The 15,900-nt window shown below is 55.6% G+C and carries 15 protein-coding genes; 9 read left to right on the forward strand and 6 right to left on the reverse strand.

Annotated elements, in window-relative coordinates; genetic code table 11:
- The coding region (locus WBM93_RS00330) for a dihydroorotase (RefSeq protein ID WP_424427018.1) at positions 1-990 on the forward strand (990 nt) is incomplete at its 5' end.
- A 29-nt stretch (positions 991-1,019) separates the two neighbouring features.
- On the opposite strand, the gene WBM93_RS00335 is transcribed toward WBM93_RS00330, so the two are convergent.
- Genes WBM93_RS00335 through WBM93_RS00345 form a run of 3 tightly spaced genes read right to left on the reverse strand, consistent with a single transcriptional unit; the run spans position 1,020 to position 3,918 of the window.
- Positions 1,020-2,462, reverse strand: a complete 1,443-nt coding sequence (locus tag WBM93_RS00335) for an SPOR domain-containing protein (RefSeq protein ID WP_424427020.1) — start codon at positions 2,460-2,462, stop codon at positions 1,020-1,022.
- A 59-nt stretch (positions 2,463-2,521) separates the two neighbouring features.
- Positions 2,522-3,178 (reverse strand): hypothetical protein, encoded by a 657-nt coding sequence (locus WBM93_RS00340; RefSeq protein WP_424427022.1) that lies wholly within the window; start codon positions 3,176-3,178, stop codon positions 2,522-2,524.
- Between the two features lie 17 nt (positions 3,179-3,195).
- Entirely contained in the window at positions 3,196-3,918 is a 723-nt protein-coding gene (locus tag WBM93_RS00345) for an AAA family ATPase (protein WP_424427024.1), read from the reverse strand.
- 260 nt (positions 3,919-4,178) lie between these two features.
- On the opposite strand from WBM93_RS00345, the gene WBM93_RS00350 reads away from it, so the two are divergent.
- Positions 4,179-5,183 (forward strand): SPOR domain-containing protein, encoded by a 1,005-nt coding sequence (locus WBM93_RS00350; RefSeq protein ID WP_424427026.1) that lies wholly within the window; start codon positions 4,179-4,181, stop codon positions 5,181-5,183.
- 7 nt (positions 5,184-5,190) lie between these two features.
- Here WBM93_RS00350 and serB read toward each other — a convergent pair whose 3' ends face one another.
- Positions 5,191-6,072 carry a phosphoserine phosphatase SerB gene (serB, locus tag WBM93_RS00355; RefSeq protein WP_424427028.1) on the reverse strand — a complete coding sequence of 294 codons (882 nt, stop codon included), beginning with the start codon at positions 6,070-6,072 and terminating at the stop codon, positions 5,191-5,193.
- Between serB and miaA the strand changes: the two genes are divergently transcribed.
- From miaA to ilvC, 4 genes are all read left to right on the forward strand, one after another.
- A complete protein-coding gene (gene miaA, locus WBM93_RS00360; protein ID WP_424427030.1) occupies positions 6,065-7,000 on the forward strand; it encodes a tRNA (adenosine(37)-N6)-dimethylallyltransferase MiaA in 936 nt (311 codons plus the stop codon). The two genes, serB and miaA, sit on opposite strands and share 8 nt — an antisense overlap.
- Positions 7,001-7,119: 119 nt before the next feature.
- Positions 7,120-8,865: an acetolactate synthase 3 large subunit gene (locus tag WBM93_RS00365; RefSeq protein WP_424427031.1), complete on the forward strand. Its 1,746-nt coding sequence runs from the start codon at positions 7,120-7,122 to the stop codon at positions 8,863-8,865.
- A complete protein-coding gene (gene ilvN, locus WBM93_RS00370) occupies positions 8,865-9,380 on the forward strand; it encodes an acetolactate synthase small subunit (RefSeq protein ID WP_424427034.1) in 516 nt (171 codons plus the stop codon). The genes WBM93_RS00365 and ilvN overlap by 1 nt, the downstream gene beginning before the upstream one ends.
- Before the next feature lie 88 nt (positions 9,381-9,468).
- A complete protein-coding gene (ilvC, locus tag WBM93_RS00375; RefSeq protein ID WP_424427036.1) occupies positions 9,469-10,488 on the forward strand; it encodes a ketol-acid reductoisomerase in 1,020 nt (339 codons plus the stop codon).
- Between the two features lie 27 nt (positions 10,489-10,515).
- Here ilvC and WBM93_RS00380 read toward each other — a convergent pair whose 3' ends face one another.
- Positions 10,516-10,914, reverse strand: a complete 399-nt coding sequence (locus WBM93_RS00380; RefSeq protein ID WP_424427038.1) for a BLUF domain-containing protein — start codon at positions 10,912-10,914, stop codon at positions 10,516-10,518.
- Between the two features lie 391 nt (positions 10,915-11,305).
- Between WBM93_RS00380 and leuA the strand changes: the two genes are divergently transcribed.
- From leuA to WBM93_RS00395, 3 genes are all read left to right on the forward strand, one after another.
- Positions 11,306-12,964 carry a 2-isopropylmalate synthase gene (leuA, locus tag WBM93_RS00385; protein ID WP_424427040.1) on the forward strand — a complete coding sequence of 553 codons (1,659 nt, stop codon included), beginning with the start codon at positions 11,306-11,308 and terminating at the stop codon, positions 12,962-12,964.
- A 78-nt stretch (positions 12,965-13,042) separates the two neighbouring features.
- A complete protein-coding gene (locus WBM93_RS00390; RefSeq protein WP_424427042.1) occupies positions 13,043-14,014 on the forward strand; it encodes an NAD(P)H-dependent flavin oxidoreductase in 972 nt (323 codons plus the stop codon).
- 131 nt (positions 14,015-14,145) lie between these two features.
- Positions 14,146-14,790, forward strand: coding sequence for a DUF3592 domain-containing protein (locus WBM93_RS00395; protein ID WP_424427044.1), 645 nt, complete (start codon positions 14,146-14,148; stop codon positions 14,788-14,790).
- A 32-nt stretch (positions 14,791-14,822) separates the two neighbouring features.
- Here WBM93_RS00395 and WBM93_RS00400 read toward each other — a convergent pair whose 3' ends face one another.
- On the reverse strand, positions 14,823-15,836 hold the full coding sequence (locus WBM93_RS00400) for a TIGR00341 family protein (protein WP_424427046.1): 1,014 nt from the start codon (positions 15,834-15,836) through the stop codon (positions 14,823-14,825).
- Positions 15,837-15,900: the final 64 nt, after the last annotated feature.

Genomic DNA, 15,900 nt, shown 5'->3' on the forward strand with positions numbered 1-15,900 from the left:
GCGTTGATGCCGGACCAGTCGCCCGTTCTCGATCTGCCAGCGATGATCAAGCATAATGCCGCCGAAGGCAAACCCGACTTCTGGTCGCATCCGATTGCAGCGGCAACCAAAGGTCTAGAGGGAAAACAGCTGGCCGAAATCGGATTGATGAAGCGCTCGGGCGCAATGGCGGTTGCCACGGGCCGGCAATGGATCGCGGACAGCGGTCTCATGCTCAAGCTGCTGCAATATTGCCGGTCATTGGATCTGCCATTGATCGTCCACAGCGAGGACGCCGGACTGACCGGCGCTGCCGTCGCGACCAATGGTGAAACCGCAACCCGACTGGGGCTCGCCAGCGCCACGGCCGCCGCAGAGGCGGTTTCCATCGCCCGGGATATTGCCCTGATCCGCGAAACCGGCGCTCATGTACATTTTCGTCAGGTAACCACCGAGGCTGGCCTGAACCTGATTCGGGCAGCAAAATCGGAAAAGTTGCCGGTGACCTGTGGCATTACCCCTGCCCATCTGCTTTTGTCCGACATTGCGATCCATGATTTCCGTACCTTCACCCGGCTATCTCCGCCATTGCGGAGCGATGATGATCGTCTGGCATGTATTGCGGCGGTGAAGGATGGCACGATCGATGTTATTGCTTCCGGTCATGATCCGCATGGCGCAGAGGCCAAGCGGTTGCCTTATGCGGAAGCGGCTCCGGGAATGGCGGGTGCGGAGACCTTACTTGCGCTCTCTCTCACCCTTGTTCGCGACGGCACGATTTCGACAGGACGGCTGTTCGAACTATTATCTGCCAATCCGGCGAAAATTCTGGGTGTCGAAGCAGGCTTGCTGCATCCGGGCTATGAGGCTGATTTCATCCTCATCGACGAAGATAGTCCGTGGCAAGTCGATAGTCACAAAATGGCTGCTGCTGCTGGCAATACGCCATTTGGGGGCCTGCCCGTCCAGGGTCGGGTTACGGCAATATATAAAGGCGGCAAAGCTTATTAGCTCGCCGCCTTCATGAATTTTTCAAAAATCTAGCGTGACGCTAGTTTTTTCGGCGCTTTGCTGGCCATCCGGGTCGGCGAAGCCTTGTTAACTCCCGGTGCATTACGGACGATGCAGTTCCCGCCCTTGGCCTTGATCCCGTCACACATGGCATCGGCAGATTGCGCGTTGCCAAACCCTATCGCCGCCAGACGGTAAAGGGTCTTGCCGTTCACGTTGATCCGCGAACTTGCATAGTTGAAGGAATTCAGGTCGCTGTTTTCAGAGGACAATATCCCCCATGCGCGTTTGGCACCTTCGGCCGATGAAAATGCACCCAACTGGACCAAATGGGTCCCAGAAGGTACGGTCGCAGGCTTTGCAGCTGGCTGGAATGCCGCTTTTTGCAGTACCGGTTTAACCGCCGGAACAGTTTGGAAAGCGGCTTTCTTAGCCACAACCGGCTTGTCACTTTCTTCAATGAATTTTGTCGCTGCAACGCGGACCGGTTTGGCATCAGCCTTTACAAGCGGGATTTTTACCGGTGCTTTGGCCACTGCCTCGCTGGCGGGAATGGCGACGTTCGCGACCTTGACGTTATTTTCCTTGGCCAGAAAATCTACATAGTCTTCGGCTTTCGGCGCCGGGCCAATGGCCGGAAGAGGGCTATTGCGATCGAAGCTTGCCACTTCGCTTTCATAGTCCTGATCGGAAGAAGCTGCGACGCTTACCGGCACTTGCGTTGGCCTGAGAGCCAGTCGAACCGGCTGACCCGGGTCATTCGCGACCGGAGTCACGTTCAAGACCGCAGCAACACGCGTTTCATAAGCACCGGGACGCGCCATTTGCGCCCATTGCATTACACGGTCATTGACCATGGCTGGTGTCACATCCTGCAACGCCATCAATTTTGCTTCCTGCCAGCGACCGTCCAAGGCATAGGCCAGACCCAGATTTTGGCGGGTACGTCCGGTGACATTGGATTCGCGGATGGCCTGCTCCAGAACCTCGACAGCAGTCTTGCTGTCACCGGTGAGCGCCAGTGCAAGCCCATAGTCAGCGGCTGGAATAAATTGACGATTGTCGACTATAAGCGCTTTCGCCTTGTCTACCTTGCCCTGACCCAATTGAGCCAGACTCAAGCTCAGGATGGTGCGCGCATCAGATTTTCCGAGTTCCATGGCGTCGAGCAAGCTACGTTCCGCAGAAGCCAGGCGACCAGCGGACAAATAAGCCTGCCCCAAAAGAGCCCGCGTTTCCGGATCGCTACCAACGCCCGCGACCGAGCGCTCGGCATAAGCTATCGCTTTTTCGACATCGCCTTTGGCCAGTGCCTTTTCGGCTTTTCTGGCGTATTTCGCGCCGTCTTTAACCGTTGCCGGTTTGCTCGACATGGATGCGACGGAGCCGCCGCCAAAGGGACCGCAACCGGTCAACACAGTGCCAAACACCATGGAGGAAGCAGCCATTTTCAAAATCACATCGCGTTTCATTTCTATGCCCTCGCAATAAAAGTCAGTCTTTTTCGTTCGAAATTCTCGTCAAGCCCGGTTCAAGCGACCCCGCGGGACGGAATCCGTTCGGCCAGTCCCTCCAATTCGGGGATAGACCTCAAATATTCGTCCACAGCTTTGGTTACCAATTGTTGTGCCGAGATGTTTTTAACCGCCGTCGCCAACCGCAATTTCAAATGCCTTTCGGGATCCATTCGAAGGGTAAATGCGGTTTTTGCCTTCCGGGTCCGGGATTTCGTAGCCGGACGAGATTTTTTGGGTTCACGTTTGGAATTTCTCGCAGCTGCCAGCACTGCTGAAGTTTCGGCTAGCGGCTGAACTTCGCGAGAAATGGACAATGGCACGGGCGCTGCTACAGGTTCTTCTTCAACCTTGCGGGTCACCTGTTCTTCAACGGTCTTGTTTCCCAATTTGGCGGCAATTTCTTCCTGTTGATGTCTGACGACAGAACCGGGATTGGGAATCGCACCAGCCAGAGGATTATGGTGAACATGCTCGATCGGATGCGCTTCGTGATCAGGGTCTACATCATATCCCATGTCGTTCCAGCCCAGGTCCTCATGTACATCACTGTCGTGACCGGATGAGTTGTCTGGAAAGCTCGACAAGCCTTGGCGACGCATCGCCGGCTTCGCGCCGCCTTTTCGAGCCAGCAACGTGGACGAAAGAGACGCTTGTGGTTTCGGGTCGTTCATTTTTTCAGCCTCCGCCATCACGAGCCAACCACTCTGCGGCCGAAATTACCGCCCGGGCGTTGAGCGCCCGGATTGACATTCTGGGCCATCGCAGGCGCGCTGAAAATTGTCCGGCGGAAATTCTTTTCAAGCCGGTCGGAAATATAATCCCAAAGATGGACGATTTCTTGCGCGGAACGCCCTTTCGGGTCGACCTCCATCACGGTTCGCCCGTCAATCATCGATCCGGCAAAGTCGGTTCGGTGATGGATGGTTATCGGTGCGACAGTGCCATGTTGCGATAGCGCAACCGCTGCTTCGGATGTAATTTTGGCTTTCGGTGTCGCGCCGTTCACGACAAAGAGCAAGGGTTTCCCAGCGCGTTCACAGAGATCGACGGTCGCGCCCACTGCCCTGAGATCGTGCGGACTCGGGCGGGTTGGAATGACGATGAGTTCGGCGACTGAAATCACGCTCTGGATCGCCATGGTAATTGCCGGCGGCGTGTCGATGACAGCCAGCTTGAATCCCTGTTGGCGCAATATCGCCAGATCGGAGGCAAGGCGAGATACGGTGGTTTGCGCAAATGCCGGCAAATCGGCTTCCCGCTCGTTCCACCAATCGGCCAGCGAACCCTGCGGATCGATATCGATCAATACCACGGGGCCAGCCCCGGCCAGTTGCGCCTGTACAGCCAGATGACCCGACAATGTAGTTTTGCCGGAGCCGCCTTTTTGCGAAGCCATCGCTAGAACTCGCACGCTCTTCCCCTTATTCCATCACAGGCAGAATTTGCCCAAAAATCTCTATTCGGGTGCTTTTGTGACAGAGCAGGGCTAAAATAGGGTTAACAAGTTCAAGACGATTTTCGAAATTGTGAAAAAAGTTTACATCTATCAAACAAGGAATCGCTGAACAGCCCCTCCAGTTTTTGCTAGACTTCAAGAGTCCCCGCAGTTTAGCAATGCGAGAACGCCTGATATTTCGCTATTTTTGTTAACTGATCACCAAGGAATATTCCATGACAAAGGCCATTAGTCCCATCACCCGGTTTCTTGGTATGGCGCTCGTTCTGGTTTCGGTACCAGCATTGGCGGATGTAAAGGCTGGCGTCGATGCGTGGGGACGCGGGGATTTTGCAACCGCGGTTAACGAATGGCGCGGCCCCGCCGACGCAGGCGATGCCGATGCCCAGTTCAATCTCGGGCAAGCCTATAAGCTGGGCAACGGTGTTCCGAGGGATCTCGGACAGGCGGAAAGATGGTACAAGAAAGCTGCGGATCAAGGACATCTGCAAGCCAATGACAATTACGGACTGATATTGTTCCAGAACAACCGTCGGGACGAAGCCGTGCCTTATTTGCAGGCATCCGCCGATCGCGGTGAACAGCGGGCACAATATGTTCTGGGCACTGGGCATTTCAATGGAGATTTTGTCGAACGGGACTGGGTCAAAGCCTATGCTATGATGACTCGGTCATCGGCACAAGGATTGGCCGCAGCTACAGCAAATCTGGCCGAGATGGATCGTTTCATTCCGATCGAAGACCGGCGGCGCGCGATCGAGCTGGCTGGCCAAATGGAACAGGATGAGAAGCGCGTCAGGACAACGCAAATCGGCGGTCTGCTACCTGCCCGGTCAACCGGACCTGTCCAGGCCGCACAATTGCCGCCTTCACGCCCCGCGATGCCAGCACCGGCGCCCAGCACTCCCGGCGTAACCTATGCACCCGCGCCACAGCCTGTGCCGGTGCCGCCGGTTGCGACCGCTGCGCCGGTTCGCGCGGTTGCAAGCGGCGACTGGCGTGTGCAGCTGGGCGCGTTCAGTGACGAAAACAAAGCCAAGAACCTCTGGAACCGCTTAGAAACCAGCGTTTCTGCGCTCGCTGGAATGCAGCCTTATCTGGTCAGGGCGGGAGGGATCACCCGGCTGCAGGCAGGGCCTTTTGCCACCCGTGCCCAGGCAGATACCATGTGCAGCAGCGTGAAAGCTTCCGGAAATGATTGTATAGTAAAACGGCGCTAGAAGACGGTCATCCGGCGACCCACTCATCGGCTGCGATACCTTGAATATAGAGTAGCGACGTCAGATCGTTATATTTGATCGCCACGTCGGCGGCTTGGGCGGCCTTTGGCTTGGCGTGATAGGCGATCCCGAGACCGGCCCGTTCCAGCATCGGTATATCATTCGCGCCATCCCCGACTGCGATACATTGTGCCAACGGCAGGTTCGCCGCTTCGGCAGCCGACTGCAGCACTTCGACCTTTCGGGTTGAATCCACAATCTGTCCGTCGAGCCCCCCGGTAAGACAGCCACCCTCTTCTTCCAGAATATTGGCACAAAACGATTCAAATCCAATCGCTTGTGCAACGGGCTTGGCAAACTTTGTGAATCCGCCCGACACCAGTATCGTCATCGCCCCGCGCTTTGCCATCGTCCTTACGAGAATCTCCGCGCCCGGCATGATTCTCACCCGTTCATCCAGACATTGCTGGATCGCTGCGGTGTCGAGCCCCTTGAGCAGCGCCACCCTGCCCCGCAGAGCTTCTTCAAAATCAAGTTCGCCCTGCATTGCCCGTTCGGTAATTTCAGCGATCTGGGACTTGATGCCGGCATAATCTGCAAGTTCGTCTATACATTCGACGGTAATCATTGTGCTGTCCATATCGGATATCAGCAGATTTTTCCGGCGGTTGGCTTCGGGCTGCACCGCAATGTCGACATCGTTGCCGATCGTTTCGAGATGTGCACGCGCGCTAATCGGGTCTCCTTCGAAATATATGTCCAATACCCGCCCGTCGATCGTCTCCGACTGACGGAGGATCGCTGCTTCGGCGGCATTCAGGTGAGCAATCGCAGATTGAATATCTCTCTCTTTCAGAGATTCTTTTGCTATGAGCGTCGCGATGAACATGATTTCTCCGAAACTGGACAAAAATGTCGCGCTGATCGTCGGACCGACGGCCAGCGGCAAATCCGCCTTGGCACTGGAGATTGCCAAAAAGCAACCCTCGGTGATCATCAATGCCGATAGCGCCCAGGTCTATCGAGACCTCAGAATCTTGAGCGCGCGCCCCGATATCGAGGAAATGGAAGGAATAGAACACCAGCTTTTCGGCTATATTGATGGCGATGAGGCTTGTTCCGCGGCGCGCTGGGCCGGTGATGCGAGAGCGGCAATCGCTGCAGCGCATCAGCGGGATTTAATGCCGATACTGGTCGGTGGCACGGGGATGTATGTCCGGGTATTGTTGGACGGCATAGCGCCAATTCCGGAAATCGACCCTGTCATTCGTCGAGCCATCCGGAAATTGGAAACATTGGAAGCATATCGGGAGCTAGAGACGTTCGATCCGGTTTCCGCAGAGCGATTGCACCCCACCGACACCACCCGCATTCAACGCGCGCTGGAAGTGATACGCTCGACCGGAAAACCGCTGGACCAGTGGCACAGGCACAAGTCCGGCGGCATTGGTGACAAAATCAGACTGCATCCGCTGGTCCTGTTGCCGCCGCGTGAATGGCTATACCAGCGCTGTGATTTGCGGTTGCACCAGATGATTGAAGGCGGTGCGAGAAAAGAAGTGGAAATCCTCCTGTCGCGCGATCTGTCAACGGACCAACCGGTGATGCGGGCGATCGGTGTTCCTGAAATCGCGGCATGGCTGGCCGGTGATCTCACCAGAGAAGCCGCAATAGAGCGGGCACAAGCGGCAACGCGCCAATATGCCAAACGTCAGTATACCTGGTTCCGCAACCAGTGCCCGCCCGATTGGCTACGAGCTGAAAAGCCATTTAATAATGATTTTGATCATATAATTGAAACTATATTACGTAGTTAGCCCTTGACATAACATATTCAGATATGTAGCGAGCCCCGAATTAACTAAGCCTTGCCTATTGTGTTGCAGTGCATCATGGCGGGCGGGCAGCGCGATATAGACAGCTAATGGAGCATGATGTGGCCGAAAAATGCGGCGCCGACATATTGATCGAAACCCTGCTGGATCTGGGCGTGGATACCGTTTTCGGCTATCCCGGCGGTGCCGTACTTCCGATTTACGATGCGCTGTTCGAGCATCCCAAGATCAAGCATATTCTTGTTCGCCACGAACAGGCGGCGACCCATGCGGCCGAGGGTTATGCGCGCTCGACCGGGAAACCGGGCGTTGTGCTGGTCACCTCTGGCCCGGGCGCGACCAATGCCGTGACCGGGATTACCGATGCTTTGATGGACAGCATCCCGATGGTCGTCATCACCGGTCAGGTCGCAACCAATCTGATCGGCACCGACGCCTTTCAGGAAGCCGATACAGTCGGCATTACACGCCACTGCACCAAGCATAATTATCTGGTAAAAAAGCCTTCGGATCTGGCGCATGTTGTGCGCGAGGCGTTTCACATCGCGACACAGGGCCGCCCCGGTCCCGTGGTCATCGATATTCCCAAGAATGTTCAGGTTGCAGCGACGGAATTCAGCCGCAATACAGTCGACAATAATAGCCGCTATCAACCCCAGACCGAGGGTGATTTCAAGGCGATCAACACCGCCGCGGAAATGATCATGGGTGCGAAAGCGCCCGTCCTCTATACCGGCGGCGGGATTATCAACAGCGGACCGAAGGCAAGCGAAGCCTTGCGAGAACTGGCGGAATTGCTTGGATGTCCGGTGACCTCAACGCTGATGGGGCTGGGCGCATTTCCGGCTTCCTCCGACAAATGGCTGGGCATGCTCGGAATGCATGGTACATTTGAAGCCAACATGGCGATGAACAAGGCCGATCTTGTGGTCTGCCTCGGTGCGCGGTTCGACGACCGGATAACCGGCCGGCTCGATGCCTTTTCTCCGAACAGCAAGAAAATCCACGTGGATATCGACCGTTCGTCGATCAACAAGACCGTTCGTGTCGATCTTCCGGTGGTCGGCGACGTGGGCCGGGTGATGGAACAGTTGATAGCCGTGCTCAAGGGACGCCGCTTTGCCACGCCGGATCATGCCGAATGGTGGTCGCGGATCGCTGGTTGGCGCGCGACCAATTGCCTTGATTATCCCGAGAACAAGCAGGAAATCATGCCACAGGAAGCCATTCGCAAACTGTGGCAGGCGACTCACAAGCGCGAACCCATCATCACCACCGAAGTCGGGCAGCATCAGATGTGGGCGGCCCAGCATTTCGATTTCGAAAAACCCAATAAATGGCTGACCAGCGGTGGTCTCGGCACCATGGGCTATGGTTTGCCCGCGGCAATTGGCGCACAACTCGGCAATCCCGATGCCCTTGTCATCGATATTGCCGGCGAAGCGTCGATCCAGATGAATATCCAGGAACTCGGCACTGCCACCCAATATCGCCTGCCGGTGAAGATATTCATTCTCAACAACGAATATATGGGCATGGTCCGCCAATGGCAGGAGCTGACCTATGAAAGCCGTTATTCAAATAGTTACAGTGATAGTCTTCCGGACTTTGTGAAGTTGGCGGAAAGCTATGACTGGACCGGCATCCGCATCGAAGATCCTGCCGATCTTGACGCCGGCATCCAGAAAATGCTCGAAACCGATGGCCCGGTCATGGTGGATTGCCGGGTGGCGCAACTGGCCAATTGTTTCCCGATGATCCCTTCCGGCGCGGCGCACACAGAAATGCTGCTGTCTCCCGACGATGTGAAGGGTATAATGGACGACCAAGCAAAGGCACTTGTCTGATGCATATTCAAGAAGAAGCCGTTGAACGGCATGTTCTGGCCATACTGGTCGACAACGAAGCCGGCATATTGGCGCGGATCGCTGGTATGTTTACCTCGCGTGGCTATAATATCGAGAGTCTGACCGTGGCGGACATCAGCGAAGATCACGCGATCAGCAGGATCACCATCGCCACCAACGGCCCGCCCCACGTCATCGAGCAGATCATTGCCCAGCTCGACCGGCTGATTCCGGTACACAGCGTCCGTGACCTGACAGAGTCCGGTCCCCATGTGCAGCGAGAACTTGCCCTGGTGAAGGTTGCCGGCAAAGGCGACAACCGGATCGAAGCGATGCGCCTGGCCGATGCGTATCGCGCCCGGATTGTCGATGCCTCTACCGAGAGCTTCATATTTGAAATTACCGGCGCACCGGACAAAATCGAGACATTTGTGGCATTGATGCGCGAGGTTGGACTGGTTGAAGTCGGTCGAACCGGTGTGGTCGCCGTTTCACGCGGGCCGGATGCCGGATGAACAAGAAATTGCTCAATTCGGCTGGTTGATACCGGCTGCAGCGGGCGTCCTAACCCAATTCGTTATCATCTGAATATAAGGAAGAAAAATGAAAGTCTATTATGACGCCGATGCGGACCTCGGCCTGATCACCGGCAAGAAAATAGCCATTGTCGGCTATGGCAGCCAGGGCCACGCCCACGCCCAGAACCTCCGGGACAGCGGCGTCAAGGACGTCGCCATTGCCCTGCGCGCCGGTTCGGCAACCGCGAAAAAGGCCGAAGGCGCCGGATTCAAGGTGATGACCAATCAGGAAGCCGCAAAATGGGCCGATATCGTCATGGTCCTCGCACCCGACGAGCATCAGGCAGCGATCTACGCCGATGATTTGCACGCGAACATGAAACAGGGCGCCGCCCTCGCCTTCGCCCACGGCCTCAACATCCATTTCGGCCTGATCGAGGCGCGCGAGGATCTCGACATCATCATGATCGCTCCCAAGGGCCCCGGCCACACAGTGCGCAGCGAATATCAGCGCGGTGGCGGTGTTCCCTGCCTGATTGCCATTGACCGTGACGTTTCCGGCAATGCCCATGATGTTGCCCTTGCCTATGCATCCGGTGTCGGCGGTGGCCGCTCGGGCATTATCGAGACCAATTTCCGCGAGGAATGCGAGACCGATCTGTTCGGCGAGCAAGCCGTGCTCTGCGGTGGCATCACCCATCTCATCCAGGCAGGTTTCGAAACCCTGACCGAAGCCGGTTATGCGCCGGAAATGGCCTATTTCGAATGTCTCCATGAAACCAAGCTGATCGTCGATCTGCTCTATGAAGGCGGGATCGCGAATATGCGCTATTCCATCTCAAATACTGCTGAATACGGGGACATCACCACCGGACCGCGGATCATCACTGATGAAACCAAGGCCGAGATGAAACGGGTTTTGGCAGATATCCAGTCAGGCCGTTTCGTGAAGAATTTTGTTCTCGACAACCGCGCTGGACAACCGGAGCTGAAAGCGGCTCGCAAGGCGGCCGAAGCCCATCCAATCGAGGAAACCGGAGCTCAACTTCGCGCCATGATGCCTTGGATCGGTGCGAACAAGCTGGTCGACAAAGAAAAGAACTAAACGATAGAAAGGCCGGGCAGTCGACGTTCAGGCTGCCCGGTCGCGAGCCTCCGCGAAGTTCAACAATTCTGCAACCACGTCATGGTCGCAGCATTTTACCAGTTCGCTAACCGCATTTTTCAGACTCGCGCACTGTTCGATGGTCTTTGAAGCCATGCTCCATCCGGGAAATTGTCTCCGGTCGATCAACCCGCTCTTCAAGCGGAATATTGCATGGTGACGGGAATCCGAGGCGATGCGCGCAAATGTTTCCTCAACCTTGTTTTCACTACCTTCGAGATATTGTAGAAAACGTTTGCGATCCTGGATCAATATGCCGGTTATTTCATTGCGGTGGTTGTTCCTGGTCGCAGCCGCCAGAATAGAGCTTAGTTCCTCGCTGCGCAGGCAGCGTTTTGGCGTACTCATGTATACAAGACGATACATTCCATCGGACCCCCAGGCTTCGTACAAAAATACATATCCCAACTACGTTAATGAATTGTAACATACGTAGTAAGGGCGCAGAAATCCGTACAAAGCCTTGCTCTTTCCGGAGGCGTCCGGTCGCGATCAACGATCCCGGTCCACACCCCTGGAAGAGATTTCACCAACAAAAAGGTCAAACATGGTTGATTTATCTGTCGGTAAGGATAGAAATGATCCGATGATACGGTCACAAGCTCTCTCGCTGCTACGACTTATACGCCCTTAGGCGTACCGATGCTGCTGCCGAAAAAGGCGCAGCCCCCCGTCTAAGGGATGATTTTCCAGATATTGTAAGCAACAAGAGAATTTGTGCCTTGCGCGCATCTTCCATCAGCATAAGAGTGAAGACATGCACCAGAACCCGTCACAAAAATACCGTCCTTTCCCGCAAATAGACCTGCCCGACAGGCAGTGGCCCTCGCGCGTTATAGACAAAGCACCCCGTTGGCTCTCCACCGATCTGCGTGACGGCAATCAAGCACTGATTGACCCGATGGATGCGCAGAAAAAACAGCGGTTTTTTGATTTGCTTGTCAAAATCGGCATCAAGGAGATCGAGGTCGGTTTCCCGTCCGCCGGCGCCACCGATTTTGATTTTATCAGCGGACTCGTCAAATCCGGCAAGATTCCGGATGACGTCATGGTCCAGGTGCTGACCCAGTCACGCCGCGACCTTATCGAAACTAGCTTCGCCAGCCTCGAAGGAGCCCGGGCGGCCATCGTCCATCTCTATAACGCGGTTTCACCCGCCTGGCGGGATGTCGTGTTCCGGCTCGACAAGCAGGGCGTGAAGGATATTGCGCGGGAAGGCGCGACGATATTGCGTGAACAGGCCGAAAAATATCCGGATACCGACTGGCATTTCGAATATTCACCGGAAACCTTCTCCACCGCCGAACTGGATTTCAGTCTCGAAGTTGTCGAAGCGGTGATGGAAATTATCGAACCGACCGCCGATAAACCGCTGATCCTGAATCTGCCAGCCACTGTCGAAGCGGCGACGCCGAATATTTATGCCGACCAGGTCGAGTGGATGTGCACCAATATCAGCAAGCGCGAACATGTCGTGATCAGCCTCCACACCCATAATGACAGGGGATCGGGCATCGCGGCGTCAGAACTGGGCCTGATGGCGGGCGCAGACCGGGTCGAGGGTTGTTTGTTCGGCAATGGTGAACGTACCGGCAATGTCGATTTGGTAACATTGGGCCTGAATCTCTACACGCAAGGCGTTGATCCCGAACTGGATTTTTCCAACATGGATGAAATTGTCAAGACCGTGGAATTTTGCAATCAGCTGCCGGTTCCGGCCCGCCATCCCTATGCAGGAGAACTGGTTTTCACCGCTTTCTCCGGTTCGCATCAGGATGCCATCAAGAAGGGCTTCACCGCGCAAGAACAGCGCAATGACGAACTGTGGAACGTACCCTATCTGCCGATCGACCCGCGCGATCTCGGCCGCGATTATGAAGCCGTCATCCGGGTCAACAGCCAGTCCGGCAAGGGCGGGATCGCCTGGATATTGGAGCAGGATTACGGGTTGAAACTACCCAAACGGCTGCAAGCGAATTTCAGTCGAACGGTGCAGGAACTGGCCGACGAGACGAGCCGCGAACTGTCATCGGCGGATATCTGGGATGCCTTTCGTGATCGCTATCATCTTGACGGAAACGGGCAATATAGCCTGATCGACTATGACGAACGGTCAACCGGTGGCGAGCGCATCTTCGTCGGCAAGGTCAAGGGCCCTGAAGGTGAAATATCGGTCAGCGGGCGCGGAAACGGACTGATTTCCAGTGTGGTCGACGCGGTTTCCTCTGCCCTCGGCGTAACCCTCGAAATCATCGACTATAACGAACATGCGCTGGGTTCGGGCAAAGATGCGCAGGCGGCCGCCTATATCGAATGCAAAACCGACGACGGCAAGGAATTTTACGGTGTCGGTATCAACAGCGATGTTGCCACCGCATCGGTCGAGGCATTACTCAGCGCGGTCAACAGAATTTAAGCGATCAATTAAAATAACAGTAGAATATGCCGCTGTATCGGTTAATGCGGTGGCATATTTTTCCAAATCGGGGTTTCCATGACTTTACCAGCCATTTTCGACAATCTTCGCCTGCCTCTGATCGGCGCACCCTTGTTCATCGTGTCGGGTCCTGAACTGGTCATCGCCCAGTGCAAGGCCGGGATCGTCGGAAGCTTTCCTGCGCTCAACGCCCGTCCGCAAACCATGCTCGACGAGTGGATGCACCAGATCACCGAGGAACTGGCGGCGTGGAACCGGGATAATCCCGACCAGCCTGCAGCGCCGTTCGCGGTCAACCAGATCGTCCACAAATCCAATGATCGTCTCGATCAGGACATGGCGACCTGCGCCAAATGGAAAGTGCCGATTGTGATCACCTCGCTTGGTGCGATCGAAGACCTCAACACGGCGGTCAAAGGCTGGGGCGGAATCGTCCTTCATGATATTATCAACAACCGCTTTGCCCACAAGGCGATCGAAAAGGGAGCGACCGGCCTTATCCCGGTTGCCGCGGGCGCTGGCGGCCATGCTGGCACATTATCCCCGTTCGCCTTGATGCAGGAAATCCGCGAATGGTTTGACGGCCCGGTGGCTCTCTCCGGTTCTATCGGTAACGGTGCCTCGATACTGGCGGCCCAGGCGATGGGCGCTGATCTCGGTTATGCCGGATCGGCCTTTATCGCCACCAAAGAAGCCAATGCGGACCAGGGCTACAAGGAAGGCATTGTCGAAGGCAAAGCCGCCGACATCGTCTATTCCGACCTGTTTACCGGCGTAAAAGGAAATTATCTGCGCCAGTCGATCGAAAATGCCGGCATGGACCCCGATAATCTCCCGCAAGGCGACTATAAAACCATGAACTTCGGTTCTGGCGGCAATACCGAGAAAAAAGCGTGGAAAGACATCTGGGGCTGTGGCCAGGGCATCGGATTGATAAACGATGTGATGACCGTTCAGGACATGGTCGACCAGTTCACCAAAGAATATCGGGATGCGCGGGAGAGTTTGAAGGAACGCTTCAACTACTGAGCTTGCCGAATTTCCAATTTTTATCGCTTCTGTTATTCGGATATATAGCAAATATCTGAATCGGGGGGGAGGTAGACCGGGATGAGTCCATTCAAGATTGTGGCAGGAGTATTTTTGCCGCCGGCTTGGCGATGCTGGCGGGAACCGCTTATCTCTACAACGACCAGCAAGACTTCTTATCCGACGCCCGGTCTGCACAGGGCGAGGTCATTCAAATGGTTCGAAATCAGGGCGAAGACGGCAGCACTTTTGCCGCTCTTGTTCGATTCACCGACGACAATCAGCAAAGCCATGAATTTGTCGACCAGATAAGCTCCAATCCACCCCGCCACTCCAGGGGACAGCGCGTGAACCTGCTATATGCGCCGGACAATCCGTCCGTTGCCATCATTGACGATTTCTGGGGGCGATGGGGGTTCATCGCGATCCTGGGACCAATGGGGGCGATATTTGCCATGCTCGGTGGCGGCCTGATTTTCTTTGTGATTCGCAGTGCCAGAATGCGCAAATGGCTGCGCGCCAATGGCACGCCAATCGCGGTCGAATTTCTCGAGGTTGAACGGGACACAAGCCAGTCGGTAAATGGTCGCCATCCCTATCGCGTCGTCGCGCAGGGAAAAAACCCGTTTTCCGGCAAACTGGAACAATTTTTGAGCGAGCCTATCTGGGTTGATCCAACCGAAGAACTGGCCGGCAAGAAACTGAAGGTGTTCATAGATCCCAACAAGCCTTCGAGATACTCGGTCGATATCGATCGACTTATCGACCGGGCTTGAAGGTTTTACACCGCTTTGGGGCGGCTTGGTCTTCAGCCGTCGCCCAGCACAAACCGTCCGCCAACCAGCGAAATAAAGAGAACGAGCATGATTAGCCAGATCAGGAAAACACCGCTGGTGATCCGCCAGTTCCTCGGCGGCAATCCCTGGGCCAGGAACATGATGATGCCGGCAACATTGATACAGACAAGATTGGTCGCCAGCAGAAACAGCGCTTTGAATCCGAGCATCTGATCCCCACTGCCGAAGTACAGGCCTGCAGCGGCTATCGGTGGCACAAGCGCTACCGCAATCATGACTCCAACCAGGGCGAGTGATGCACCCTGACTGAACGCCAGTACACCGGCTGCGCCGCAAGCCAAGGCCAAGGCGATATCGGCTGGATGCACTATCGTGCGATTTCTCAGTTCCGACACCAGTGGATCGATTTCGATCAACATGCCCAGCAATAAAGTAGAAATCAGCGCGGCCAATATGCCGACTGAAAGAGTAATGGCCGCGCGTCGTCCGAGTTTCGAATCTCCGAGCGTTGCCGCCATCGCCATCCCCATCGTCGGCCCGAGCAGCGGGGCTATGATCATCGCGCCAATCACGACAGCGGTTTGCCCGCTACGCATGCCGAGAGCCGCAATCAGGGCCGACAGCACCACCGTAAGCAAATAATTGGGACGGAGGTCCAGACTGGCTTCAATATCATCATAGAGTTCGTTGGTGCTGATCCGGTCGCGCGTAAAAAACAGTTCCAGTTTACTGGGCGGCTTCGATTCACCGGAAAGGGGCGGCACGATTGCTTCCAGTTCAGGAATCTCCGGTAGAACCGCCTCGACCTGCAAGACAAGAACCGAAAACCCTTCTGTATCCTTAAAATTCCCGGCCAGTTGCGCGATCAACGGCTCGATGGTCCGGCTTGGCACTACGCAGGAAAATTTTTCGAGCCCGTCCGGAACGGGCTCCTGCCAAAAACGGCTGCAATGCTCGCGAATGATTGATTTCGCGTGCAAGATGTCCGCGTCGGGTATGATTATCTCAACCAGCCTTGCCGACATATCGGGCTCCTCTCACTTGCGAGAAGATTGAAAGAAAAACGGAGTGCACAGCAGATAGAGTCAG

Source organism: Parasphingorhabdus sp., from assembly GCF_049667325.1.
Classification (GTDB): Bacteria; Pseudomonadota; Alphaproteobacteria; order Sphingomonadales; family Sphingomonadaceae; genus Parasphingorhabdus.

Excerpts from the sequence above, each read along its gene's own strand:
- WBM93_RS00340 (WP_424427022.1), bottom strand. The coding sequence starts at position 3,178 with ATGAACGACCCGAAACCACAAGCGTCTCTTTCGTCCACGTTGCTGGCT.
- serB (WP_424427028.1), bottom strand. The coding sequence starts at position 6,072 with ATGTTCATCGCGACGCTCATAGCAAAAGAATCTCTGAAAGAGAGAGAT.
- ilvN (WP_424427034.1), top strand. The coding sequence starts at position 8,865 with ATGCATATTCAAGAAGAAGCCGTTGAACGGCATGTTCTGGCCATACTG.
- ilvC (WP_424427036.1), top strand. The coding sequence starts at position 9,469 with ATGAAAGTCTATTATGACGCCGATGCGGACCTCGGCCTGATCACCGGC.
- WBM93_RS00395 (WP_424427044.1), top strand. The coding sequence starts at position 14,146 with ATGCTGGCGGGAACCGCTTATCTCTACAACGACCAGCAAGACTTCTTA.
- leuA (WP_424427040.1), top strand. The coding sequence starts at position 11,306 with ATGCACCAGAACCCGTCACAAAAATACCGTCCTTTCCCGCAAATAGAC.
- WBM93_RS00380 (WP_424427038.1), bottom strand. The coding sequence starts at position 10,914 with ATGTATCGTCTTGTATACATGAGTACGCCAAAACGCTGCCTGCGCAGC.
- WBM93_RS00400 (WP_424427046.1), bottom strand. The coding sequence starts at position 15,836 with ATGTCGGCAAGGCTGGTTGAGATAATCATACCCGACGCGGACATCTTG.
- WBM93_RS00350 (WP_424427026.1), top strand. The coding sequence starts at position 4,179 with ATGACAAAGGCCATTAGTCCCATCACCCGGTTTCTTGGTATGGCGCTC.
- WBM93_RS00390 (WP_424427042.1), top strand. The coding sequence starts at position 13,043 with ATGACTTTACCAGCCATTTTCGACAATCTTCGCCTGCCTCTGATCGGC.
- WBM93_RS00335 (WP_424427020.1), bottom strand. The coding sequence starts at position 2,462 with ATGAAACGCGATGTGATTTTGAAAATGGCTGCTTCCTCCATGGTGTTT.
- miaA (WP_424427030.1), top strand. The coding sequence starts at position 6,065 with ATGAACATGATTTCTCCGAAACTGGACAAAAATGTCGCGCTGATCGTC.